This is a genomic window from Modestobacter sp. VKM Ac-2977, from assembly GCF_026968045.1.
Lineage (GTDB): Bacteria > Actinomycetota > Actinomycetes > Mycobacteriales > Geodermatophilaceae > Modestobacter.
Genome location: NZ_JAPVBQ010000001.1, coordinates 1,444,926 through 1,467,631, shown reverse-complemented (window position 1 = coordinate 1,467,631; position 22,706 = coordinate 1,444,926). Strand labels below are relative to the sequence as shown.

The window sequence follows — 22,706 nt, the reverse complement described above, 5'->3', positions numbered from 1 at the left end:
AACGCCGACCGGGGATGGGGAATCCCGTTGCCCACCGGCCGGCCGGCGCTCCACGCTGACCGCATGTCCCTGCACCCCGACCGGTCCGGCGCCGCGGCCTCTCCCAGCCCACCGGTGAACCAGTACGCCGCGCTGGTCCGCCTCTACGAGCGGTACGCGGCCACACCGGAGGCGAGGGTGCGGCTGCTGAACCCGCACATGGTGAGCCCGCACGAGGCGGTCCGGCTGGTGGCCGGCCTGGCCGGCGGCAGCCTCGCCTACACCGACGACGCCGAGCCCTCGGTGCAGGGCGAGGACCTGGTCGCTGCCCTCAGCCTGCTCCCGCTGCTGCGGGCGGAGACCGACGACCTGGAACTCGGCCTGCTGACCATGGCCCGCGGTGAGGGGCTGACCTGGGCGCAGATCGCGGACCGGCTGGGCCTGGACGGTGCGCAGGAGGCGCAGGAGCGACATGAGCAGCTGACCCGCCGGGGCACCGACCCGGCCGGCGACGCCGGCTGACGCCGACCCGTCAGCGGGACGCGGCCCGTTCGGCCTCGCTCACCAGCAGGCAGAACTCGTTGCCCTCCGGGTCGCCCAGGACGTACCAGCCGCTGCCGTCGCCGCGACGCCGGTCCTCGAGCAGCACGGCGCCCAGCTCGAGCAGCCGTGGCAGTTCCTCGTCCCGGGTGCCCGTCGCCGGGCGGAGGTCCAGGTGCAGGCGGTTCTTGACCGACTTCCCCTCGGGGACCTCGATGAACAGCAGCCGCTGCCGGCCGTCGGGCGAGAAGACCATGCACTCCTCGTCCCCGGTCTCGTTCGGGTCGGCAGGGTCGTCGGCCCAGCCGAGCACCGCCCCCCAGAAGAGCGACTGCGCGTGGGCGTCGTGGCTGTCGACGGAGACGTGGGAGAGGAGTGCTGCCATGTCCGCAGCCTCTCCGGGCGACGTCGGCGACGTCCACCGGATTGTCCACCTGCCCAGGACGGGTCGGCAGCCGCCCCGGCCGCCCGCTCTCAGCGGGTGCGGCGGAGCAGCGCCATGAACATCGCGTCGGTGCCGTGCCGGTGCGGCCACAGCTGGGCGTGCTCGCCGCGCTCGATGCCCGGTACCTCGGGGAACAGCGGGGCCACCGGGAGCACCTCGACGTCGTCCCGGCCGGCGACCGCGTCGACCACGGCGACGGTCTCGGCGGCGTGCGGGGAGCAGGTCACGTAGGCGACCACTCCCCCGGGCCGCACCGAGGCGAGTGCGCTGTCCAGCAGCTGCCGCTGCAGCTCGGCCAGCGGCTCGACGTCGGCAGCCGTCCGGCGCCAGCGCACCTCCGGCCGGCGGCGCAGCGCACCCAGCCCGGTGCAGGGTGCGTCCAGCAGCACCCGGTCGAATGACCCGGCCGGCCAGCTCGGCGCCGTGGCATCACTGACGAGCACCTCGACGTCGTCGGCACCGGCCAGGGCGCCGCGCACCAGCTCGGCGCGGTGCTCGCTGCGGTCGGCGGCGGTCAGGTGCACCCCGGCCGGCCGGACGGCGGCCAGCAGGCCCGCCTTGCCACCCGGGCCGGCGCACATGTCCAGCCAGCGCGCGTCCGGGCCCTCCAGCGGCGCCCGGACCAGGGCGAGCGCGGCCAGCTGGCTGCCCTCGTCCTGCACCGCGGCCGCACCGGAGCGGATCGCGGCCAGCTTGCCGGGGTCACCGCCGTGCAGCCGGACGGCGTGCGGCGACCACGGCCCGGGCTCGCCACCGGAGTCGGCGGCCAGCTCGTCCCGGTCGACGTGCCGGGCGACCAGGTGCACCTCGGGTGCGGCGTCGTCGGCGAGCAGCGCGGCCTCGACCTCGGTGTCGTCGGCCAGCGCCTCGCGCCACGCCTCGACGATCCAGCGCGGGTGGTCGGTGGTGAGGGTCAGCCGTTCGTCGTCGTCGGCCGGGGCGAGGGTGGCGACCCAGGCGGCCCGGTCACCGCCGGCGGCGACCTTGCGCAGCACCGCGTTGACCAGCCCGGAGGCGCCGGTGCCGACGATCGCCCGGGTGAGGGCGACGGTGGTGTCGACCGCGGCGTGCGCCGGGACCCGCAGGTCGATCAGCTGGTAGGCGCCCAGCCGCAGCAGGTCCAGCACCTTGGGGTCGAGCTCGGCCAGCGGCCGGGACACCAGCGTGGTCAGGACGGCGTCCAGGGTGCCGGTGGCGCGCAGCGTGCCGTAGGCCAGCTGGGTGGCGAAGGCGGCGTCCCGGGGTTCGAGCTGCCGCTCGCGCAGCAGCTGGGGCAGCAGCAGGTTGGCGTAGGCCGCCCGGCTGGAGACGCCGTCGAGCACGTCGTAGGCGGTCAGCCGGGCACCGTCCAGCGTCGGCCGGTGCCGTCGGGACTGGGGCCGCTGGTTGCCGGTGCCGGGGTCGTTCCGCCGCTTGTGGCCGGCCCGCCTCTCCGGGCCGGTCATGCGCCCACCTGCTCACCGAGTCGCTCGCCCGGTTCCAGGCGCGCACCGCGCGCCCAGTCGGCCGCCGGGAGCATCTTCTTGCCGGCCGGTTGCACCGACGAGAGCCGGACGGCGCCGCGTCCGGTGCCCACCAGCACACCGGTCGACCCGATCGACAGCTCCCCGGGCTCGAGGGCCAGCGACGACGACAGCGGCTCGACCGGCGCCAGCCGCAGCCGGTTGCCTCGCCACGTCGTCCATGCCCCCGGGGCCGGCGTCACGCCGCGCACCCGCCGGTCGACGGCGTGGGCCGGCAGGGTCCAGTCGACCTGGGCGTCCGCGGTCTCGATCCGCGGGGCCAGGCTGACCCCCTCGGCCGGCTGGGGCTCGGGCCGCAACGAGCCGTCGGCGATGCCGTCCAGCGTCGCGACCAGCAGCCGGGCTCCGCTGACCGCCAGCCGGTCCAGCAGGTCGCCGGCGGTGTCGGTGGCCCCGATCGGCTCGGTGACGACGCCGAGGACCGGGCCGGTGTCCAGCCCGGCCTCCAGCTGGAAGGTGGCCGCGCCGGTGACCTCGTCGCCGGCCATGATCGCGTGCTGCACCGGTGCTGCACCGCGCCAGGCGGGCAGCAGCGAGAAGTGCAGGTTCACCCAGCCGTGCCGCGGGACCTGCAGGGCCGCCGGCGGCACCAGGGCGCCGTAGGCGACGACCGGGGCGCAGTCGACGGCGAGGTCGGCGAGCTGGGACAGGAACTCCGGCTCCCGCGGCGAGCGGGGCTGCAGCACCGGGATGTCAGCGGTGTCGGCGCGCTCGGCGACCGGCGACCGGCTGGTGCGCCGGCCGCGGCCGGACGGCGCGTCGGGACGGGTGAGGACGGCGACGACCTCGTGGGCGGAGTCCAGCAGCGCGTCGAGGGCGACGACGGCCGGCGCCGGGGTACCGGCGAACAGGAGCCTCAGTGGGGGCTCACCTTCACCACGGGTGCCGGTACCGGCGACCCGTCGGGCAGCCAGGCCTGCGCGCCCTGCCACTCCGCACCCTGCAGCACGTCCAGGGCGGCGGCGCGGGCCTCGGCGTCGAGCCGGTCGACGAAGAGCACGCCGTCGAGGTGGTCGGTCTCGTGCTGGATGGCCCGCGCCAGCTTGTGCGAGCCCTCCACCCGGATCGGCTCGCCGTGCATGTCCCACCCCGTGGCGGCGACGTAGAGGTGCCGGCGGCAGTCGAACCGGAAGCCGGGGATGGACAGGCAGCCCTCGGCGTCGGACTCGGTCTCCTCGCCCACCGGCGTCACGTCGGGGTTGACCAGGTGGCCGACCTCGCCGTCGACGTACCAGGTGAACACGCGGAGACCGACGCCGATCTGCGGCGCCGCGATGCCGGCGCCGCCGGCCGCGTGCATGGTGTCGGTCAGGTCGGCGACGAGCTGACGCAGTTCGGCGTCGAAGTCGACGACGGGGGCGGCCGGGGTGCGGAGCACCGGGTCGCCCATGATCCGGATCGGGGTGACGCTCACCCGACGATCCTAGGTGCCGTGCGCAGCGGCGCCCGCAGGGTGATCTGGCTACGGTGCAGCAATGGCCTCACTCGCCTCGCACCGCGTCCACGCTGTGATCAGCACCCTCGTCGACGGCCTGACGGTCGGCGGTGCCGAGGCGGCCCTCGACCTGCCGCCTCGGTCCGCGGCCCGCGCACGGGTGTACCTGGCGCTGCTGACCGCGGTCGCCGCCGACACGGTGGCCCACGACCTGCCCTCGCTGCGGCGCACCTTCCAGGGCATGCCGGTCGAGTCGGCGTCCCCCGCCGACCAGGCGGTGACCCGCCACCAGGCGCTCGCGACGGCCGGCTGGGGGCTGGCGGCGACGGCCGTGCACCGCCCGGCCGTCCGGGCGCTGCGCCGGCGCGGCCACCCGCGCCCGCACCTGCTGGTCGGGATCGTGACCGGGGTGGGCGCCGCCGCCACGACGCTCCCGGTGCGCTGGCGCCGGGCGACCGAGCGCGCCATCGAGGACATGGCCGCCGCCCAGCTGGACGCCGAACTGGCGCAGCTGCTGGACCAGCCGATCGACTGACCACCCGGCAGCCCGGGCACCAGGTGCAGGAGGTCAGGCCGGGACGGAGAGCTGCTGCAGCCAGGCCTGCCAGGCCGGTTGCTCGCGCCGCACGTGGTCCGCGGCGTCGGCGGAGAACAGGTACGCCCGCACGCCCGCCATCGCCGTGCCGTCTCCCTCGCCGTACGTGAAGACGCTGAGCATCCCGGGAACCGGTGCGGTGAGCCGGACCAGCGCCTGCCGCTCGCCGACCCGCTCGACCGTGCCGGTGGCGCCGCGCACCTCGACCGTCGCGCCTTCCGCACCCAGGTTGAGCGCGTCGCGCACGGTCGACCAGAGCGCTCCCGCGTCGCCGGGGTGGGAGGCGGTGGCCTCCAGCTGCGTGGCCTCCTGGCCGGGGAAGTGCGCCAGGTAGAGGCGCAGGTTGTCGAAGAAGGGCCGCCAGCTCGAGCCCATGTCGTCCCACCACTCCGACTCCCAGGCGGCGCCGGTCCCGAAGCCGCTGCTGGTGACCCGCACGACGCAGGTGCCGCCGGACTGCGCCTCGACGAGGAACTCCGACTTCAGCGGGCTCAGCGCGTCCGGGTCCTTGCCCATCAGGGCGGCCCAGTCCTCTTCGTAGGCGATGCGGCGCGGCGGGTCCCAGCCGGTGACCCGGCCGTCCGAGCCCATCTCGGGGCCCATGGCGAAGTGCAGGGAGCCGCCCTCGCGCTCCTCCAGCTCCGTCGGCAGGAACCAGGAGTTCAGGCCCCGGGCGGTCGCGATGGCCTGCCAGACCTGTTCCGGGGTGCCCGGGACCTCGACGCTGAACTCCAGCCGGTACGGGACGTCCGTGGTCGTGCTCATGTTCTCTCCTCGGGAACGGGGTGGGCGGCGACGACGAGCCGGTGCGGGCGCCCGTCGTCGTGGTGGTACCGAGCGGCCAGGTCGAGCACCGCCGCGGTCAGGTCGTCGGCGAAGGCAGCCCGGTCGGCGGCCGACCGGAAGCCGATCTCCGTGTCGATGGTCAGCGTCGGCAGGCGCGTGCCGGACGCACCGGCCCGGCGCGCCAGGGCGCCGACCTCGCGCACCAGCCGGCCGGCCAGCGCGACGAGGTAGCCCGCCGACAGGTGGTCGGCGTTGGCGTCCGGATCGGCCGCGGACGCGCTGACGGCCGCCGGCGACACGACGTACGATGCCGCCGACGCCTGCAGCACCCGTTCGGTGATGCCCCCGTGCCGGCGCTCCTCGGCCAGCCTCACCAGACCGTGCGCCTCCAGCGCCCTGAGGTGGTAGTTGACCTTCTGGCGCGCGATGCCGACCCGGGCGGCGAGCCCGGCGGCGGAGGCCGGGACGGCCAGCTCGCCGAGCAGCTGGGCCCGGACCGGGTCCAGCGCGGCGGCCGCTGCCTCCGCGTCCTCGATGACCTCGACGTCCTGCATGCCGCGACCGTGCCCCTGACAAGAAAAGTTGTCAAGGTCTTCTGCGACGCCCACACCGCGGCCGCCGACGGGACGGCTGGGTACGCCTGGGTGTCGTGACCAGGCAGGTTGTCCACGACACCTAGGGTGCCGGCATGGCCGAGCCACCCGAGTCGTCGTCCCCCGCCGACCAGCCCCGCTGGCAGTCGGGCACCGGCCTCGCCCTGGGCATGTCGCTGGGCACGGCGCTGGGGCTCACCGTGCTGGACAACCTGGCAGTCGGCCTCAGCACCGGGGTGGCCGTCGGCTTGGGCCTCGACGCACTGCAGGCCCGCCGGAGGTAGCTCCGGGCGGGCCTGTGAGTGGTGGTGCAGTTGGCCCCCTGCTGAGCCCTGTCGCGGGCTTGCGAGCTCGCGAGCCCGCAAGCGGTGGGGGCGGGGTCCTCACCCAGCTCACGTGGTCGTCCACCCAGTTCACGCTGGTCGACGAGGGCTTCTGCTGGCGTCTGCCCGGTGGCCAGGGTGGAGAGCGCTACGGCGTCGCTGCGGCTCCCGTCCGGGGGCGAGCGAGATCGCCACCTGGCGCAGCGTCGGTGACGTCGACCCGCCGTGCCTTCACGAGGTGATCGAGGACCGTCTCGCCCTGGACCCGCACGTGAGAGACGCTCCCTAGGCCAGCTCGAGCGGGTCCAGCTGCACGCGGACGTGCTCGGCGACCTTCTTGGCGCTGCGCACTCCCTGGACGTCGTGCAGCGCCCGCGCCAGGGCCGCCCCGTCGCTGCGCCGCACCCGGACCAGGTAGCGCTCCCGTTCGCCCTCCTGCCCCGGCCGCGGGGGCTCGGGCACCGGACCGAGGACGTCGGCGCCCTCGGGCAGCCGCAGCGCCGCGAGGAAGTCCGCCAGCGCCGCCGGTGACGCCGACAGCGAGGCCATCCGGGTGACCGGCGGGAAGCCGAGTTCGCGGCGGTCGGCCAGCTCCCGGGTGGCCAGCCCGGCCGGGTCCCAGCGCACCAGCGCCTGCACGACCGGGTGCGCGGCGTCGGCGGCGACCACCACCTGGCCGCCGGCCCGCACCAGCCCGGCGGCGTTCATCCAGCGGCGCATCGTCTCCTCCCCCGCCCGCAGGTCGGCCCGGCCCAGCAGTGCCCAGGAGTCCAGCAGCAGCGCCGCGCCGTAGCCGCCCTCGGCCACCGGCTCCGCCCCCGGCGTGGCCACCACGATCGCCGGGTCACCGGAGACCTCCGCCAGCACGCCGGAGCTGCGGCCGGAGACCCGCACGGCCGCTCCGGGGAACGCCCGGCCCAGCTCCTCCGCCGTGCGAGAGGCGCCGATCACGGCGGCCCGCAGCTTGGTGCCGTGACAGTGCGGGCAGTCGAAGGTCGCCGCCGGGCGGGCGCACCACCGACAAGCCGCGATCCGCACCCCGTTCGGCCCGGGCGCCGGCGCGATCCCCAGCGGGCCGGCGCAGTGCGCGCAGCGGGCCGGCGCCCGGCAGCGGTCGCAGACCAGCGAGGGCACGTACCCGGAGCGCGGCACCTGGATCAGCACGGGGGCGCCGTCGGCCAACGCGCGCCGGGCCACGGTGAACCCGAGCGTGGGCAACCGGGCCGAGCGCGCGGCCGGGTCCCGGGCCAGCTCGAAGTCGCTGCCGAGGGCCTCCACCCGCGGCGCGGCGGCCCGCAGGGTGGCCCGGTCGGCGATCAGCTCGTGCGCCCACCCGGACTCCACCAGCAGTGCCGCCTCCGCGGTGCGCGCCGTGCCGGCGACCACGGCCGCGCAGGAGGCCAGGTGCGCCCGGTGCACCAGCACGTCCCGGGCGTGCGGGTAGGGCGCCCGCGGCTCGGCGTGCAGGTCGTCGCCGTCGTCCCAGATCGCCACCAGGCCCAGCTCACGCACCGGCGCGAACACCGAGCCGCGGGTGCCGAGCACCACCTGGGCGGTGCCGCGGGAGGCGGCGAGGAAGCGCCCGTAGCGGGTGTCCGGCGAGGAGTCGGCGCGCAGCACCGCGACCGAACCGGCCGGCAGCAGCCGCTCGGCCGCGGCGGCCAGCCGGTCCAGGTCCTTGCCGTCGGGGACGACGACGAGCGCGCCGCGCCCGCCCGACAGCGCGGCCTGCGCCAGCTCGGCCAGCCGGGTCGGCCAGTCCTCCCCGGGCAGCGCCGTCCACACCGCGCGGGCCGCCCGTCCCTCGGCCACCGCGGTCAGCAGCTGCGGCCCGGTCGGGTAGCGGGCGAAGCCCGCCGGGTCGGGGGCCTCCGGCGGGGGCGGCGGGTCGAGCCGGGGCCGCTTCTCCGGGGCGCCGCGGCGCGGTGGCAGGGCCAGCCGCAGCACGTCGGTGAGCGACCCGGCGTAGCGGTCGGCGACCGAGCGGGCCAGCTCGGCGACCTCGGGGGTGAGCACGGGCTCGGCGGAGACCACCTTGGCCAGCGGGGCCAGCTTGCCGGTGTGGTCGGTGTCACCGGCCAGCTCCAGGACGACGCCGTCCACCAGCTTGCCGGCGAACCGCACCCGGACCCGGCAGCCGGCCACCACCTGCTCGGCGAGCTCCTCGGGGACGGCGTAGTCGAAGGGCCGGTCCAGGTGCGCCAACGGCACATCGACGACGACCCGGGCGACCCGCTGTGTGCGGGTGCCCGGGTCGTCGTCGATCAGTCGTGCCGCGCTCAGGAGACGCCCACCGCCGACTTCAGCGCGTCGACGCGGTCCAGTCGCTCCCAGGGCAGCTCGACGTCGGTGCGCCCGAAGTGGCCGTAGGCCGCCGTCGGGGCGTAGATCGGCCGCAGCAGGTCCAGGTCCCGCACGATCGCACCGGGCCGCAGGTCGAACACCGCGGTGATCGCCTTCTCCAGCGCCTCCTCCGGCACCGTGTTGGTGCCGAAGGTCTCGACGAAGAGGCCGACCGGGTGCGCGGCACCGATCGCGTAGGCGACCTGCACCTCGCAGCGGCGGGCCAGCCCGGCGGCGACGACGTTCTTGGCCACCCAGCGCATCGCGTAGGCGCCGGACCGGTCGACCTTCGAGGGGTCCTTGCCGGAGAAGGCACCGCCGCCGTGCCGGGCCATGCCGCCGTAGGTGTCGACGATGATCTTGCGGCCGGTCAGCCCGGCGTCGCCCATCGGGCCACCGATGACGAACTTGCCGGTCGGGTTCACCAGCAGCCGGTAGCCGGTGGTCGGCAGGCCCAGCTCGCGCAGCGCGGGCTCGACCACCAGCTCCTGGACGTCGGGGGCCAGCAGCGTGTCGATGGAGATGTCCTCGGCGTGCTGGGAGGAGACCACCACGGTGTCCACGGCGACCGGGCGGTCGTCCTCGTAGACCACGGTGACCTGGGTCTTGCCGTCCGGACGCAGGTAGGGCACCGACCCGTCCTTGCGGACCGCCGACAGCCGCCGGGACAGCCGGTGCGCCAGCGCGATCGGCAGCGGCATCAGCTCGGGCGTCTCGTCGGTGGCGAACCCGAACATCAGCCCCTGGTCGCCGGCCCCCTGCCGCTCGATCAGGTCGTCGGCCACCGCGGCCCGGTGCTCGGCCGCGCTCAGCTCGGCCTTGCGCGCCTCGTAGCCGGTGTCCACGCCCTGGGCGATGTCCGGGGACTGCGCGCCGATGGAGACGCTGACGCCGCAGGAGGCGCCGTCGAAGCCCTTGCGGGAGGAGTCGTAGCCGATGCCGAGGATCGTCTTGCGCACGATGTCGGCGATGTCGACGTAGCCGGAGGTGGTGACCTCACCGGCGATGTGCACCTGGCCGGTGGTGATGAGGGTCTCGACGGCGACGCGGCTGCGCGGGTCCTGCGCGAGCATCGCGTCCAGGATCGAGTCGCTGATCTGGTCGGCGATCTTGTCGGGGTGGCCCTCGGTCACCGACTCGGACGTGAAGAGACGGCGTGGCACTCGGTTCTCCCTGCAGTCGGCTGCCGAGCGCGTTGTTCGCGGTCGGCCGGGCTGCACCACGGCAGTGGTCGGCCCGACGGCTGAGGCTACCGGCGGGAGCCGACGCCCGTTCGGTGAGGCGCTGACGTCACGCCTGCGGGACGACCCGGTCGGCCACCACGTCCCAGATCGCGGCGGCGACCGCGTCCTTGCGACCGGCCGGCACGGCGGTCGCCGTCCCGTCGGCGGCCAGCACCGTCACCTCGTTCTCCGACCGGCCGAAGACCCGGCCGGCGGAGACGTCGTTGACCACCAGCAGGTCGACGCCCTTGCGGGCCAGCTTGGCGCGGGCGTGGGTCAGCACGTCGCCCTCGGCGTCGCCGGTCTCCGCGGCGAAGCCGACGACGAGCTGCCCGGCCGGCCGGGCGCCCACGAGCTCGACCAGGACGTCGGGGTTGCGGACCAGCTCCAGCGAGCTGGGCTCGGTGGCCCCGCCCTTCTTCAGCTTGCTGCCGGCGACCGTCGTCGGCCGGAAGTCGGCGACGGCGGCGGCCATGACCACGACGTCGGCCGGGCGCGCCGTCTCCCGACCGGACGACTCACTGTGCATCGCGAGCCGCAGCTCCTCGGCGGTCTCGACCGGGACCACCCGCACCCCGAACGGGGCCGGCCGCTCGACGTTGGCGGCGACCAGCACCACCTCGGCGCCCCGGGCGGCGGCGACCCGGGCCAGCGCCCAGCCCTGCAGCCCGGACGAGCGGTTGCCCAGGAACCGCACCGGGTCCAGCGGCTCCCGGGTGCCACCGGCGCTGATCACGACCCGGCGACCATCGAGGTCGGGGGTGAGCGCGCCGGCGCCGGCGGACAGCACCAGCTCGGCCAGTGCGGCGACGTCGGCCGGCTCGGGCAGCCGTCCGGGGCCGGAGTCCGGGCCGGTGAGCCGCCCCACCGCGGGGGGCAGCACGACGGCTCCGCGGCGGCGCAGCGTCGCGACGTTGTCCTGGGTGGCCGGGTGCTGCCACATCTCGGTGTGCATGGCCGGCACGAAGACGACCGGGCAGTGCGCGGTGAGGAGCGTCGCGGTGAGCAGGTCGTCGGCCCGGCCGGCCGCTGCCCGGGCGAGCAGGTCCGCGGTGGCCGGGTTGACCAGGACCAGGTCGGCGGTCTGCCCGATCCGGACGTGGGCCACCTCGGGCACGTCGTCCCAGACCTCGGTGGACACCGGGTTGCCGCTGAGCGCCTCGAACGTCGCGGCACCGACGAAGCGCAGCGCGGAGACCGTGGGCACCACCCGGACGTCGTGGCCGGACTCGGTGAGGGCGCGCAGCAGCAGCGCGGACTTGTAGGCCGCGACGCCGCCACCCACGCCCAGGACGATCTGGCTCATGGGTCCATCCTCCACGCACGACGAAGCCCCCGGCACCAGCCGGGGGCTCCCTCATCAGTTCGGGGCCGTTCGGCCCTCTCGCAGGGTCCCGCCGCGAACGTGCGAGCGGCGGGGGCGAGGGAGTCCTCTTAGTTCTCGCCGGCGGTGTGGGCCAGCAGGCCGTCGTTGATCTCGCGGAGCGCGATGGAGAGCGGCTTCTCCTGGGGCGCGGTGTCGACCAGCGGGCCGACGTACTCCAGCAGGCCCTCGGAGAGCTGGCTGTAGTAGGCGTTGATCTGACGCGCGCGCTTGGCGGCGTAGATGACCAGCCCGTACTTGCTGGTGGTCCGCTCGAGCAGCTCGTCGATCGGCGGGTTGGTGATGCCCTCAGGGGCAGGTGCGACTCCGGACACGGGCGGGCGTGCTCCTCAACTCGGTGTGCGGGCGGGCGGCGGATGGCTCCGCTCGGTCGCCTCGGGTGCGCCCTCGGCCGCGGTCAGGGACCAGCGGGGGGAGACGCAGTCAGCAAGCCTACCAACTCGTCGGCGGCCCTGGCCACGTCGTCGTTCACGACGACCACGTCGAACTCCCCGGAGGCGTCCAGCTCGGCCTGGGCGAGCGCCAGCCGGCGGGACTGCACCTCGGGGTGCTCGGTGCCCCGGCCAGCCAGCCGGCTGACCAGCTCCGCCCAGGACGGCGGCGCCAGGAAGACCAGTTGTGCCTCCGGCGCGCGCTCGCGCACCTGCCGGGCGCCCTGCAGCTCGATCTCCAGCAGCGCCGGGGCACCGGAGGCCAGCTGCTCCTGGACCGGCGCGACCGGGGTGCCGTAGCGGTTGCCCGCGTACTCGGCCCACTCGAGCAGGCCGTCGTGCTCGATCAGCCAGTCGAAGTACTCGGCGTCGACGAACCAGTAGTGCTCGCCGTCCACCTCGCCGGGCCTCGGGGCCCGCGTGGTGACCGACACCGACACCCAGACCTCGGGGTGCCGGCGCCGGACCTCGGCGACGACCGTGCCCTTCCCGACCCCGGAGGGACCCGAGAGGACCGTCAGGCGGGCAGGGGTGCGGGCCACGCTCGGCGTCCTCGGGCTGGGGGTGTGCGTCGGTCGGGACAGGGACGTGCTCAGGGCTCGACGACCTCGCCGGCGAACTCGGCCTCCAGCGCCTTGCGCTGGTTGGCGCCGAGACCACGGACGCGACGGGTCGGGGAGATCTCGAGGCGCTCCATGATCTTGGCAGCACGCGCCTTGCCGACCCCGGGGAGGGACTCGAGCACCGCGGAGACGCGCATCTTGCCGATGACCTCGTCGGTCTCACCCTGCTTGAGGACGTCGCCGACCGTCGCGCCCTTGGTCTTCAGCCGCTCACGAAGTTCGGCACGGGCCTTGCGGGCCGCGGCGGCCTTCTCCAGGGCAGCGGCGCGCTGTTCGGGGGTCAGTTCGGGAAGGGGCACGGAGCAACCCAATCGTGTTCGTGCCGGCGCTGCGACCGGCGGTGTCGTTCGGTGTGGAGTGTGCCTGGACGGCGGCCCTCGGTGTGAGCCTGGGCGCCAACCTAGTCACCTCGAACCCGCTGGTCATCCTGGACCCCGTGTCATCTGCGCCGGGTCGGTGTGCTGCACGGACACGCGATCGGACCGGACGGTGCAGTAACCGTGCCGTCACCGCTGGTCAGACGGCGCGTCGTCGCCGACCGAGGAGGAATCCGCCCACGCCGGTGAGGACCAGCAGCCCGCCCACCAGCAGCCCGGCGCCGACCAGGTGCTGCTGCCCCCACAGCAGGGTGGGACCACCGTCGAAGGTGAGCACCAGGTCGCTCTCGTACGCCGCGACGGAGTCGGGGACGAGCGGCTCGTAGGAGCCGGAGTAGGCGGTCCACGTGGGCGGCCGGGTGTCGGCCAGCCAGAGGACCACCACCCCGGCGGCCGCCAGACCGGCACCGATGGCGAGCACCAGCCAGGGCGCGACGCGCCTCACGCGGTGAGCTCGGCCGTCCACCGGTCGGCAGCGGCCCGCAGAGCACCTGCGTCCGGCCCCGCCTGCAGCACGTCGCGGGAGACGGTGGGGACGACGGCGCGTCCGGTCCCGAACAGCCGGCGCAGGTCGGCGGCCGACCCGCCCTGGGCGCCCAGGCCCGGAGCGAGCACCGGCCCGCCGAGCCCGTCGAGGTCGACGTCCAGGTCGGGCAGGGTGGCGCCCACGACGACGCCGAACGAGCCCGTGCTCGGGCCCCACCGGCCCGCCAGGTCGCGCACTGCGGCGATGTCGGGCAGCGGGTCGCCCACCACCCACCCCGGGGTGTTCCAGCCGCGCACGGTGTCGATGACGACCTGGGCGGCGGTCCGCTCCCCCACCAGCGCGTGCTGCAGCGTGCCGGCGTCCGGGTTCGAGGTGCGGGCCAGCACGAACAGCCCGCCGCCGTGCAGGCGGGCGGTGTCCACGGCCGGCTGCAGGGACCGCGGGCCCAGGAACGGGCTGACCGTCAGGGCGTCGACGGCGAGCGGGTGCTCGGGGCGCAGGTAGTCGGCGTAGGCGTCCATCGTGGAGCCGATGTCACCGCGCTTGGCGTCCAGCAGCACCAGCGCCCCGGCCGCCCGGGCCCGGACGACGGCGTCCTCGAGCACGGCCAGCCCGCGGGAGCCGTGCCGTTCGTAGAAGGCCAGCTGTGGCTTGAGCACCGCCACGTGCCCGGCCAGCGCGTCCACGACGGCGTCGGTGAACCGGGCCAGCCCGTCGGGGCTGTCGGGCAGCCCCCAGCGCTCCAGCAGCGGCACGTGCGGGTCGATGCCCACGCAGAGCGGACCCCGGGCGGCGACGGCGTCGGCCAGCCGCTCCCCGAAGGTGCCGCTCACGCCGCAGCCCCGGCGAGCTCGGTGACGCACGCCCGGGCGAGGAACGGGTCGGCGAAGGCGCCGGTGGCGGTCTGCACGCCGGCCGCGCCGAGCTCCAGCAGCGCCGCGCAGCTCGCCGGGTCGGTCACCCCGCCCATCGCCAGGACGTCGAAGTCGAAGCCGCCGGCCGCCCGCAGGTCCAGCAGGCGGGCGGTGAAGTCCAGGGCGAGGTCGCGCACCGCGGCGCCGGAGACCCCGGCCAGCGGCCGCCCCGGGAAGGTGGGCCGGCCGTCGGCGCGCTGCACCGCGCACTGCACCGTGTTGATCGCGGCCACCCCGTCCAGGTGCGGGGCGATCCGCGGCAGCAGACCGGCCAGCGCGGGTGCGTCCAGCCAGGAGAGCTTGGCGACCAGCCCGGTGCTGCTGGACAGCGCGCGCCGGGTGGTCTCGACGATCGCCGTGGTCAGCGCGGCATCGAGGCAGATCGGCGGCTGCACCCCGCCCCGCGCTGGGTCCAGCGCGTTGGGGCAGGACAGGTTGAGCTCCACCACCGGGGCGCCGGCGGACTCGGCCAGCCGCGCCGTGCGGGCGAAGTCCTCGGCGATCGCCTGCAGCTGCGGCGGGCCCTCGCCGAGGTCCTCCCCCAGCACGCTGACCAGCAGCAGCTGGTCGTCGGCCAGACACCGGACGGCGGCGGCGACGTCCTCGGTCCACACCGCCGGGTCCGGCGACGGCACCCCGAAGGAGTTCGCGCTGGTCACCGCCGGGTCTCCGGGCGGCACCCAGTCCGACGGCTCGGCGGTGACCACCGGCGGTGGACTCCCGAGCGGGAACGGCTCGCGGACCGCGGGGACGAACGCCCAGTTCGGGAACTCGTTGGCCGCGTGCGCCCGACTGCGGACGGTCTTGTAGGTGAGCAGGTTGAAGCCGTTGCCGGCCAGGTACTGCACCCAGGCGGCGGTGCCGGTCATCGGGCAGGCGGGCACGCCGATCGGGAACCCGGTCCGCCGGCCGAGCACCTGCCAGCTGCCGGCGGCCCGCGGCCGGACCGGCAACCGCGGCCCCGGCGGCCCCACGCGCGCGGCCGCCACGTCGTCGGTGAGGGCGTAGGCGGGGAAGCGCACACCGGCGCGGGCCAGCAGCCGGTGTTGCCCGGTGGTGGCCAGCAGCCGGACCAGGGCGGGCAGGTCGTCGGCGTCCAGCCCGTCCCGGTCGAGTGCGGTCGTCAGCTCGGTGAGCCAGACCGGTTCGGGGGCGGGGGCGCCGTCCAGGCGGGCGACGGCGGCGGTGTGCAGGGCCCGGAGCACCGGGCCGGTCAGCCCGGCCGCGCGCGCCTCCCGGCCCAGCTCGGCCGCAGCGGTCGCGCCCCCGCCCCCCGTCACGCCGTGGTCCCGGCCGCCGCCTGGGCGGCGGCCAGCGACTCGTGCAGGTCCTGCAGGCTGCGCACCCCGATGTCGCCGCGGCGCAGCGACTCCACGCCCTGCACGGTGGCCGCCATCCCCTGCACGGTGGTGATGCACGGGATGCCGGCGCTCACCGCGGCGGCGCGGATCTCGTACCCGTCCAGCCGCGGGCCGCTGTTGCCCGGCGTGCCGAACGGGGTGTTGACCACCAGGTCGATCTCGCCGGCCAGGATCCGCTCGACGATGTTGCCCGGGCCCTGCGAGAACTTCCCGACCACCTCGCAGGACACCCCGTTGCGGCGGAGCACCTGGGCGGTGCCGACGGTGGCCAGCACCCGGAAGCCGAGGTCGGCCAGCCGCTTCACCGGGAAGACCGCCGAGCGCTTGTCCCGGTTGGCCAGCGACACGAACACCGTGCCCCCGGTCGGCAGGTCGCCGTAGGCGGCGGCCTGGGACTTGGCGAACGCGGTCCCGAACTCCGCGTCGATGCCCATCACCTCACCGGTCGACTTCATCTCCGGCCCGAGCACGGTGTCCACGCCCTGCCCCTCGATGGTGCGGAACCGGTGGAACGGCAGCACCGCCTCCTTCACCGCGATCGGCCCGTCGACCGGCAGGTCGGTGCCGTCCCCGGTGGCCGGCAGCACGCCCGCGGTGCGCAGGTGGGCGATCGTCTGGCCGACCGCGATCCGGGCCGCGGCCTTGGCCAGCTGCACCGCGGTCACCTTCGACACGAACGGCACCGTGCGGCTGGCGCGCGGGTTGGCCTCCAGCACGTAGAGGACGTCGTCCTTCAGCGCGTACTGCACGTTCATCAGCCCGCGCACACCGATCCGGGACGCGAGCGCCTCGGTGGCCCGCCGGATGGCCTGCAGGTCCTCCCCGCCCAGGGTGATCGGCGGCAGCGCGCACGCCGAGTCGCCGGAGTGGATCCCGGCCTCCTCGATGTGCTCCATGACCCCGCCCAGGTACAGGTCGGTGCCGTCGTAGAGCGCGTCGACGTCGATCTCCACGGCGTCCTCGAGGAACCGGTCGACCAGCACCGGGTGGTCGGCGCTCACGTCGGTGGCCTTGGTGATGTAGGCCTCCAGCATGGCGTCCTCGTAGACGATCTCCATCCCGCGCCCGCCGAGCACGTAGGAGGGCCGCACCAGCACCGGGTAGCCGATGGACGCTGCGATCGCCACGGCCTCGGCCGACGTCGTGGCCATGCCGTGCTTGGGTGCGAGCAGGCCGGTGTCGGACAGCACCCGGGAGAACTCGCCGCGGTCCTCGGCGGCGTCGATCGCCTCCGGCGAGGTGCCCAGCACCGGGACGCCGGCGTCCTTCAGCCTCTGCGCCAGGCCCAGCGGGGTCTGCCCGCCCAAGGTGCAGATGACCCCGGCGACCGGGCCGGCAGCGCGCTCGGCCTCCACGACCTCCAGGACGTCCTCGAAGGTGAGCGGCTCGAAGTACAGCCGGTCGGCGGTGTCGTAGTCGGTGGAGACGGTCTCCGGGTTGCAGTTGACCATCACCGCCTCGTAGCCGGCGTCCTGCAGGGCCATCACCGCGTGCACGCAGGAGTAGTCGAACTCCACGCCCTGCCCGATCCGGTTCGGCCCCGACCCGAGGATCAGCACCGCCGGCCGCTCCCGCGGCTCCACCTCGGTCTCGGAGTCGTAGGAGGAGTAGTGGTACGGCGTCCGGGCGGCGAACTCGGCGGCGCAGGTGTCCACGGTCTTGTAGACCGGCCGGATGCCCAGCCGCCAGCGCAGCGTGCGGACGCCGTCCTCCCCCGCCAGCTCCGGCCGCAGCACGGCCACCTGGCGGTCGGACAGGCCGTGCCGCTTGGCCCGGCGCAGCAGCTCCGGGGTGAGCGACGGCGCCTCCCGCACCTCCTCGCCGATCTCGTTGACCAGGGCGATCTGGTCGACGAACCAGGTGTCGAACCCGCTGGCCTCCGCGACCTGCTCGACCGTGGCGCCGGCGGCCAGGGCCCGCTGGGCGGTGTAGAGCCGGCCGTCGACGGGGGTGCGCAGCTGCTCCACCAGCGCCGCGGCGTCCGCGGGCTGGGCGGCGTCGGTCCAGAACCCGGCCGCCGAGGTCTCCGTCGAGCGCATCGCCTTGCCCAGCGCCTCGGTGAAGTTGCGGCCCATCGCCATGACCTCGCCGACGCTCTTCATCGTCGTGGTCAGCCGCGGGTCCGCCCCGGGGAACTTCTCGAAGGCGAAGCGCGGGATCTTCACCACCACGTAGTCCAGCGACGGCTCGAACGACGCCGGGGTGACCCCGGTGATGTCGTTGGTGATCTCGTCCAGGGTGTAGCCGATGGCCAGCTTCGCGGCGATCTTGGCGATCGGGAAGCCGGTGGCCTTCGATGCCAGGGCACTCGACCGCGACACCCGCGGGTTCATCTCGATCACGACCAGCCGGCCGGTCTCCGGGTGCACGGCGAACTGGATGTTGCAGCCACCGGTGTCCACCCCGACCTCGCGCAGCACGGCGATGCCGACGTCGCGCATCTGCTGGTACTCGCGGTCGGTGAGCGTCATCGCCGGCGCGACGGTCACCGAGTCACCGGTGTGCACGCCCATCGCGTCGATGTTCTCGATCGAGCAGATGACCACCACGTTGTCGCTGCGGTCGCGCATCAGCTCGAGCTCGAACTCCTTCCAGCCCAGCACCGACTCCTCGATGAGCACGGTGTGCACGGGAGAGTCGGCCAGCCCGTGGCCGGCCATCCGGCGCAGCATCGGCTCGTCGGTGGCGATGCCCGAGCCCAGCCCGCCCATGGTGAAGCTGGGCCGGATGACCACCGGGTAGCCGACCTCGGCGGCGGTGGCCAGCGCCTCCTCGACGGTCCCGCAGACCGTCGAGCGCGGGGCGTCGGCGCCGATGGAGCGCACGATGTCCTTGAACTTCTGCCGGTCCTCGCCGCGGTTGATCGCGTCGACGTCGGCGCCGATGAGCTGGACGCCGTACTTCTCCAGCACGCCGTTCTCGTACAGCCCGATGGCGAGGTTCAGCGCCGTCTGGCCGCCCAGGGTGGCCAGCAGCGCGTCGGGGCGCTCCTTGGCGATCACCCGCTCGACGAACTCCGGGGTCAGCGGCTCCACGTAGGTGGCGTCGGCGACCTCGGGGTCGGTCATGATCGTGGCCGGGTTGCTGTTGACCAGGCTGACCCGCAGCCCCTCGGCCTTGAGCACCCGGCAGGCCTGGGTCCCCGAGTAGTCGAACTCGCTGGCCTGGCCGATGACGATCGGCCCGGAGCCGATCACGAGCACGTGCTGCAGGTCTGTCCGCTTGGGCATCAGGCCTTCTCCCCCGTGGTGTGGTCGACGATCGGCGGGGGCGTGACCGCGCTGCCGCGTTCCCGTTCAGCGGTCATCAGGTCGACGAACCGGCCGAACAACGGGTTGGCGTCGTGCGGCCCGGCCGCGGCCTCCGGGTGGAACTGCACGCTGAACGCCGGTGTCTCCAGCAGCCGCAGGCCCTCGACCACCTGGTCGTTGAGCCCGACGTGGCTGACCTCGACCGGCCCGAACGGGGTGTCGGTCGGCCGGTCCAGCGGGGCGTCGACGGCGAAGCCGTGGTTGTGGCTGGTGACCCGCACCGTGCCGCTGACCCGGTCCAGCACCGGCTGGTTCAGCCCGCGGTGCCCGAAGCGCAGCTTGTAGGTGCCCAGGCCCAGGGCGCGGCCGAGGATCTGGTTGCCGAAGCAGATGCCGAACAGCGGACGGCGGGCCTCCAGCACCCCGCGCACCGCGGCGACCGCGTAGTCGGCGGCCGCCGGATCGCCGGGCCCGTTGGAGACGAAGACGCCGTCCACCCCGTGCTCGAGCAGCTGCTCGGCGGTCGCGGTCGCGGGGAGCACGTGCGTCTCGACGCCGAGCTCGGCCAGGTACCGCGGGGTGGCGGTCTTGATGCCCAGGTCCAGGGCGGCGATGGTGAACCGCTTCTCCCCCACCGCCGGCACCACGTACGGCTGCCCGGTGCTCACCGAGGGCGCCAGGTCCGCGCCGGTCATCGACTCGCTCGCGGTCACCCGGGCCAGCAGCTCCTCGGCACCCAGCTCGCTGCTGATCCCGGCGCGCATCGCCCCGCGGTCCCGCAGGTGGCGGGTGAGCGCCCGGGTGTCGATGCCGCTGATGCCCACGACCCCCTGGGCGACCAGCTCGTCGCCCAGGCTCCCGGTGGCCCGCCAGTTGGCCGGACGCCGCGCCGGGTCGCGCACCACGAAACCGGCCACCCACATGCGGCGGCTCTCGTCGTCCTCGCCGTTGACGCCGGTGTTGCCCACGTGCGGCGCGGTCATGGTGACGATCTGGCCCGCGTAGCTGGGGTCGGTGAGGGTCTCCTGGTAGCCGGTCATCCCGGTGGAGAACACCGCCTCGCCGACCGTCGTCCCGGTCGCGCCATAGGCGTCGCCGTGGAAGGTCCTGCCGTCCTCGAGCACGAGGATCGCGTCGTTCACTTCTGTGCCTTTCCGTCGAGCACGGTCGCCGTGCCCCGCAGGAACGTGGCGACCACCCGGCCGGGGAGCTCCCGGCCGGCATAGGGGCTGTTGCGGCTGCGGCTGGCCAGCGCGGCCGGGTCGACGGTGGCCCGGTGCGTGGGGTCCAGCAGCAGCAGGCTGGCCGGCTCGCCGACGGCGAGCGGGCGGCCGTGCCCGTCCAGACGGCCGATGGCCGCCGGTCGGACCGACATGCGGTCGGCGACGCCGCGCCAGTCGAGCAGCCCGGGCTCGACCATGGTCTGCACGACGATCGAGAGCGCCTGCTCCAGGCCGAGCATCCCCGGGCGGGCCGAGGCCCACTCGCTCTCCTTGTCCTCGACCGCGTGCGGGGCGTGGTCGGTGGCGACGGCGTCGATCGTGCCGTCGGCCAGCCCCGCACGGAGCGCCTGGACGTCGGCGTCGCTGCGCAGCGGCGGGTTCACCTTGAACACCGGGTCGTAGGTCTCCGCGCACTCGTCGGTGAGCAGCAGGTGGTGCGGGGTGACCTCGGCGGTCACCTGGACCCCCCGCGACTTCGCCCAGCGCAGGATGTCCACCGAACCCGCCGTCGAGACGTGGCAGACGTGCAGCCGGGCGCCGACGTGCCCGGCCAGCAGCACGTCGCGGGCGATCACCGCCTCCTCGGCCGCGGCCGGCCAGCCGACCAGCCCGAGCCGGGCCGAGCGGTCGCCCTCGTTCATCTGGGCGCCCACGGTGAGCCGGGGCTCCTCGGCGTGCTGGGCGACGACGCCGTCCAGCGCCTTGACGTACTCCAGGGCGCGGCGCATCAGCGCCGGGTCGGCGACACAGTGCCCGTCGTCGGAGAACACCCGCACGCGGGCTGCGGAGTCGGCCATCGCGCCGAGTTCGGCCAGCCGTTCCCCGCGCAGGCCGACGGTGACCGCCCCGACCGGGACGACGTCGACCAGCCCGGCCTCCTGGCCCAGCCGCCAGACCTGCTCGACCACGCCGGCGGTGTCGGCGACCGGGTCGGTGTTGGCCATCGCGTGCACCGCGGTGAACCCGCCCAGCGCCGCGGCCCGGCTGCCGGTCTCGACCGTCTCGGCGTCCTCCCGGCCCGGCTCGCGCAGGTGGGTGTGCAGGTCGACCAGACCGGGCAACGCGACCAACCCGGCCGCGTCGACCACCTGGGCGCCGTCGGCTTCCAGGCCCGGCCCGATCGCGGCGATCCGGCCGTCCTCGATGCGGATGTCGACGGCGTCCTCGCCGTACGGGCGGGCGTTCGTGATCAGCAGACTCATTCGGGAGCCCCTCCCAACAGCAGGTACAGGACGGCCATGCGGACGCTCACGCCGTTGCCGACCTGGTCGACGATCGTGGAGCGGGCCGAGTCGGCCACCTCGGCGGCGATCTCCATGCCACGGTTCATCGGGCCGGGGTGCATGACGATCGCGTCGTCCGGCAGCACCGCCATCCGGCGCGCGTCCAGGCCGTAGCGGCGGCTGTACTCGCGGGCGCTGGGGAAGAACGAGGCGTTCATCCGCTCGGCCTGCACCCGCAGCATCATCACCACGTCGGCCTTGGACAGGACGGCGTCCAGGTCGTAGCTGACCTGCACCGGCCAGCTGCCCACCCCCACGGGGAGCAGCGTCGGCGGCGCGACCAGCGTGACCTGCGCCCCCAGGGTCGACAGCAGCCACACGTTGGAGCGGGCCACCCGGCTGTGCAGCACGTCGCCGACGAGGACCACCCGCACCCCGTCGAGCCGGCCCAGCCGCTGCCGGATCGTGTAGGCGTCCAGCAACGCCTGGGTGGGGTGCTCGTGGGTGCCGTCGCCGGCGTTCACGACGCTGCCCTTCACCCACTGCGCCAGCCGGTGCGGGGCGCCGGAGGCCTGGTGCCGGATGACGATCGCGTCGCTGCCCATCGCCTCCAGGGTCAGCGCGGTGTCCTTGAGGCTCTCGCCCTTGGAGACGCTGCTGCCCTTGGCGGAGAAGTTGATGACGTCGGCGGAGAGCCGCTTGGCCGCCAGCTCGAAGGAGATCCGGGTGCGGGTGGAGTCCTCGTAGAAGAGGTTGACCACGGTGCGCCCACGCAGGGTGGGGAGCTTCTTGACCTCCCGGCCGGCGAGCGCCGACTCGATCTGGCCGGCGGTGTCCAGGACGAGGGTCGCGTCGGCCCGGTCCAGGTCGGCGGCCTCCAGCAGGTGCCGCTTCACGCGTCCGCCCCCTCGGTCAGCAGGACCTCGTCGAGCCCGTCGACCTCGGCCAGGTGCACCTTCACCGACTGCGTGCGGGAGGTCGGCACGTTCTTGCCCACGTAGTCGGCCCGGATCGGCAGCTCCCGGTGGCCGCGGTCGACCAGCACCGCCAGCTGCACCGCGCGGGGCCGGCCGAGGTCACGCAGGGCGTCCAGGGCGGCGCGGACCGACCGGCCGGAGAACAGGACGTCGTCGACGAGCACCACCAGCCGGCCGTCGACCCCCGCCCCCGGCAGCCGGGTGTCCTCCAGCGCACGCACCCCGCGCAGCCGCAGGTCGTCGCGGTAGAGGGTGATGTCGACGGTGCCGACGTCGACCGCCGTGCCGCTGAACGCCTCGATCCGGGCAGCCAGCCGGCGGGCCAGCGGGGCGCCGCGGGTGGGGATGCCGACGAGCACCAGGTCGGCGAGGCCACCGTCGGAGGCACCGGCGGGCGAGGCGCTGGCGGCCCGCTCGATCAGCTGGTGGGCGATCCGGTCGACCACCCGGGCGACGTCGTCCGCGCTCAGCAACGGCGGGGGGCCACCGGCGGCAGGCTCGGTGGGCGGTGGTGCGGGCAGCTCTGATGACATGGTCATCAAGCCTCCTTCCCCGCCTCACGGGACGGGTCGTTAAAGGAGATCTGCGCCGCCGGCCGGATCGGCCGACGGCGAGTGGGACCGGCGACGACGGTACTGCACCGGCGCAGGTGACCCGCATCGCGCCCGGG

23 protein-coding genes are annotated in these 22,706 nt (G+C 74.9%); 3 read left to right on the top strand and 20 right to left on the bottom strand.

Translation table 11 applies throughout. The features are described 5' to 3' along the window. Nucleotides 1-63 precede the first annotated feature (63 nt). Entirely contained in the window at nucleotides 64-501 is a 438-nt protein-coding gene (locus tag O2V63_RS07115; protein WP_269166832.1) for a hypothetical protein, read from the top strand. 10 nt (nucleotides 502-511) lie between these two features. Here O2V63_RS07115 and O2V63_RS07110 read toward each other — a convergent pair whose 3' ends face one another. The 4 genes from O2V63_RS07110 to def form a co-directional block, all read right to left on the bottom strand. Next, nucleotides 512-904 (bottom strand): VOC family protein, encoded by a 393-nt coding sequence (locus O2V63_RS07110; RefSeq protein ID WP_269166831.1) that lies wholly within the window; start codon nucleotides 902-904, stop codon nucleotides 512-514. 89 nt (nucleotides 905-993) lie between these two features. Then, nucleotides 994-2,409: an RsmB/NOP family class I SAM-dependent RNA methyltransferase gene (locus O2V63_RS07105; protein WP_269166830.1), complete on the bottom strand. Its 1,416-nt coding sequence runs from the start codon at nucleotides 2,407-2,409 to the stop codon at nucleotides 994-996. After that, entirely contained in the window at nucleotides 2,406-3,419 is a 1,014-nt protein-coding gene (gene fmt / locus O2V63_RS07100) for a methionyl-tRNA formyltransferase (protein ID WP_269166829.1), read from the bottom strand. Before fmt ends, O2V63_RS07105 begins: the two co-directional genes overlap by 4 nt. After that, nucleotides 3,344-3,901: a peptide deformylase gene (def, locus tag O2V63_RS07095; protein WP_269166828.1), complete on the bottom strand. Its 558-nt coding sequence runs from the start codon at nucleotides 3,899-3,901 to the stop codon at nucleotides 3,344-3,346. Before def ends, fmt begins: the two co-directional genes overlap by 76 nt. Before the next feature lie 61 nt (nucleotides 3,902-3,962). Here def and O2V63_RS07090 point away from each other — a divergent pair, with 61 nt between their 5' ends. After that, on the top strand, nucleotides 3,963-4,457 hold the full coding sequence (locus O2V63_RS07090; RefSeq protein WP_269166827.1) for a hypothetical protein: 495 nt from the start codon (nucleotides 3,963-3,965) through the stop codon (nucleotides 4,455-4,457). A 33-nt stretch (nucleotides 4,458-4,490) separates the two neighbouring features. Here O2V63_RS07090 and O2V63_RS07085 read toward each other — a convergent pair whose 3' ends face one another. Together O2V63_RS07085 and O2V63_RS07080 are read right to left on the bottom strand one after the other, a co-directional pair. Then, nucleotides 4,491-5,282, bottom strand: coding sequence for an SRPBCC family protein (locus O2V63_RS07085; protein ID WP_269166826.1), 792 nt, complete (start codon nucleotides 5,280-5,282; stop codon nucleotides 4,491-4,493). Beyond that, nucleotides 5,279-5,857 carry a winged helix-turn-helix domain-containing protein gene (locus O2V63_RS07080; protein WP_269166825.1) on the bottom strand — a complete coding sequence of 193 codons (579 nt, stop codon included), beginning with the start codon at nucleotides 5,855-5,857 and terminating at the stop codon, nucleotides 5,279-5,281. Before O2V63_RS07080 ends, O2V63_RS07085 begins: the two co-directional genes overlap by 4 nt. A gap of 134 nt (nucleotides 5,858-5,991) precedes the next feature. Here O2V63_RS07080 and O2V63_RS07075 point away from each other — a divergent pair, with 134 nt between their 5' ends. Then, on the top strand, nucleotides 5,992-6,180 hold the full coding sequence (locus O2V63_RS07075; protein ID WP_269166824.1) for a hypothetical protein: 189 nt from the start codon (nucleotides 5,992-5,994) through the stop codon (nucleotides 6,178-6,180). A gap of 324 nt (nucleotides 6,181-6,504) precedes the next feature. On the opposite strand, the gene O2V63_RS07070 is transcribed toward O2V63_RS07075, so the two are convergent. The 14 genes from O2V63_RS07070 to pyrR form a co-directional block, all read right to left on the bottom strand. Beyond that, a complete protein-coding gene (locus O2V63_RS07070; protein ID WP_269166948.1) occupies nucleotides 6,505-8,484 on the bottom strand; it encodes a primosomal protein N' in 1,980 nt (659 codons plus the stop codon). A gap of 14 nt (nucleotides 8,485-8,498) precedes the next feature. Beyond that, a complete protein-coding gene (metK, locus tag O2V63_RS07065; RefSeq protein WP_269166823.1) occupies nucleotides 8,499-9,725 on the bottom strand; it encodes a methionine adenosyltransferase in 1,227 nt (408 codons plus the stop codon). Between the two features lie 127 nt (nucleotides 9,726-9,852). Continuing rightward, complete coding sequence (gene coaBC, locus O2V63_RS07060) at nucleotides 9,853-11,091, bottom strand: bifunctional phosphopantothenoylcysteine decarboxylase/phosphopantothenate--cysteine ligase CoaBC (protein WP_269166822.1); 1,239 nt, start codon at nucleotides 11,089-11,091, stop codon at nucleotides 9,853-9,855. Between the two features lie 128 nt (nucleotides 11,092-11,219). After that, on the bottom strand, nucleotides 11,220-11,483 hold the full coding sequence (gene rpoZ / locus O2V63_RS07055; protein ID WP_269162309.1) for a DNA-directed RNA polymerase subunit omega: 264 nt from the start codon (nucleotides 11,481-11,483) through the stop codon (nucleotides 11,220-11,222). 83 nt (nucleotides 11,484-11,566) lie between these two features. Further along, nucleotides 11,567-12,142 carry a guanylate kinase gene (gene gmk, locus O2V63_RS07050; protein WP_036335032.1) on the bottom strand — a complete coding sequence of 192 codons (576 nt, stop codon included), beginning with the start codon at nucleotides 12,140-12,142 and terminating at the stop codon, nucleotides 11,567-11,569. Between the two features lie 50 nt (nucleotides 12,143-12,192). Further along, on the bottom strand, nucleotides 12,193-12,522 hold the full coding sequence (gene mihF, locus O2V63_RS07045; protein WP_269162307.1) for an integration host factor, actinobacterial type: 330 nt from the start codon (nucleotides 12,520-12,522) through the stop codon (nucleotides 12,193-12,195). 217 nt (nucleotides 12,523-12,739) lie between these two features. Next, entirely contained in the window at nucleotides 12,740-13,045 is a 306-nt protein-coding gene (locus O2V63_RS07040; RefSeq protein WP_269166821.1) for a hypothetical protein, read from the bottom strand. Then, on the bottom strand, nucleotides 13,042-13,920 hold the full coding sequence (gene pyrF, locus O2V63_RS07035; protein WP_269166820.1) for an orotidine-5'-phosphate decarboxylase: 879 nt from the start codon (nucleotides 13,918-13,920) through the stop codon (nucleotides 13,042-13,044). Before pyrF ends, O2V63_RS07040 begins: the two co-directional genes overlap by 4 nt. Next, complete coding sequence (locus O2V63_RS07030) at nucleotides 13,917-15,281, bottom strand: dihydroorotate oxidase (protein ID WP_269166819.1); 1,365 nt, start codon at nucleotides 15,279-15,281, stop codon at nucleotides 13,917-13,919. The genes pyrF and O2V63_RS07030 overlap by 4 nt, the downstream gene beginning before the upstream one ends. Further along, nucleotides 15,278-18,592, bottom strand: a complete 3,315-nt coding sequence (gene carB, locus O2V63_RS07025) for a carbamoyl-phosphate synthase large subunit (RefSeq protein WP_269166818.1) — start codon at nucleotides 18,590-18,592, stop codon at nucleotides 15,278-15,280. The genes O2V63_RS07030 and carB overlap by 4 nt, the downstream gene beginning before the upstream one ends. Then, nucleotides 18,592-19,755, bottom strand: coding sequence for a glutamine-hydrolyzing carbamoyl-phosphate synthase small subunit (carA, locus tag O2V63_RS07020; protein ID WP_269166817.1), 1,164 nt, complete (start codon nucleotides 19,753-19,755; stop codon nucleotides 18,592-18,594). The genes carB and carA overlap by 1 nt, the downstream gene beginning before the upstream one ends. Beyond that, nucleotides 19,752-21,038, bottom strand: a complete 1,287-nt coding sequence (locus O2V63_RS07015; protein ID WP_269166816.1) for a dihydroorotase — start codon at nucleotides 21,036-21,038, stop codon at nucleotides 19,752-19,754. The genes carA and O2V63_RS07015 overlap by 4 nt, the downstream gene beginning before the upstream one ends. Next, nucleotides 21,035-21,955: an aspartate carbamoyltransferase catalytic subunit gene (locus tag O2V63_RS07010; protein WP_269166815.1), complete on the bottom strand. Its 921-nt coding sequence runs from the start codon at nucleotides 21,953-21,955 to the stop codon at nucleotides 21,035-21,037. The genes O2V63_RS07015 and O2V63_RS07010 overlap by 4 nt, the downstream gene beginning before the upstream one ends. Beyond that, nucleotides 21,952-22,575, bottom strand: a complete 624-nt coding sequence (pyrR, locus tag O2V63_RS07005; RefSeq protein WP_269166814.1) for a bifunctional pyr operon transcriptional regulator/uracil phosphoribosyltransferase PyrR — start codon at nucleotides 22,573-22,575, stop codon at nucleotides 21,952-21,954. The genes O2V63_RS07010 and pyrR overlap by 4 nt, the downstream gene beginning before the upstream one ends. Nucleotides 22,576-22,706 lie beyond the last annotated feature (131 nt).

What these genes read in the sequence shown, in the direction of transcription:
- O2V63_RS07115 (WP_269166832.1), top strand. Translation starts at nt 64, where the DNA reads ATGTCCCTGCACCCCGACCGGTCCGGCGCCGCGGCCTCTCCCAGCCCA.
- O2V63_RS07110 (WP_269166831.1), bottom strand. Translation starts at nt 904, where the DNA reads ATGGCAGCACTCCTCTCCCACGTCTCCGTCGACAGCCACGACGCCCAC.
- O2V63_RS07105 (WP_269166830.1), bottom strand. Translation starts at nt 2,409, where the DNA reads ATGACCGGCCCGGAGAGGCGGGCCGGCCACAAGCGGCGGAACGACCCC.
- O2V63_RS07090 (WP_269166827.1), top strand. Translation starts at nt 3,963, where the DNA reads ATGGCCTCACTCGCCTCGCACCGCGTCCACGCTGTGATCAGCACCCTC.
- O2V63_RS07085 (WP_269166826.1), bottom strand. Translation starts at nt 5,282, where the DNA reads ATGAGCACGACCACGGACGTCCCGTACCGGCTGGAGTTCAGCGTCGAG.
- O2V63_RS07080 (WP_269166825.1), bottom strand. Translation starts at nt 5,857, where the DNA reads ATGCAGGACGTCGAGGTCATCGAGGACGCGGAGGCAGCGGCCGCCGCG.
- O2V63_RS07075 (WP_269166824.1), top strand. Translation starts at nt 5,992, where the DNA reads ATGGCCGAGCCACCCGAGTCGTCGTCCCCCGCCGACCAGCCCCGCTGG.
- coaBC (WP_269166822.1), bottom strand. Translation starts at nt 11,091, where the DNA reads ATGAGCCAGATCGTCCTGGGCGTGGGTGGCGGCGTCGCGGCCTACAAG.
- carB (WP_269166818.1), bottom strand. Translation starts at nt 18,592, where the DNA reads ATGCCCAAGCGGACAGACCTGCAGCACGTGCTCGTGATCGGCTCCGGG.
- O2V63_RS07015 (WP_269166816.1), bottom strand. Translation starts at nt 21,038, where the DNA reads ATGAGTCTGCTGATCACGAACGCCCGCCCGTACGGCGAGGACGCCGTC.
- pyrR (WP_269166814.1), bottom strand. Translation starts at nt 22,575, where the DNA reads ATGACCATGTCATCAGAGCTGCCCGCACCACCGCCCACCGAGCCTGCC.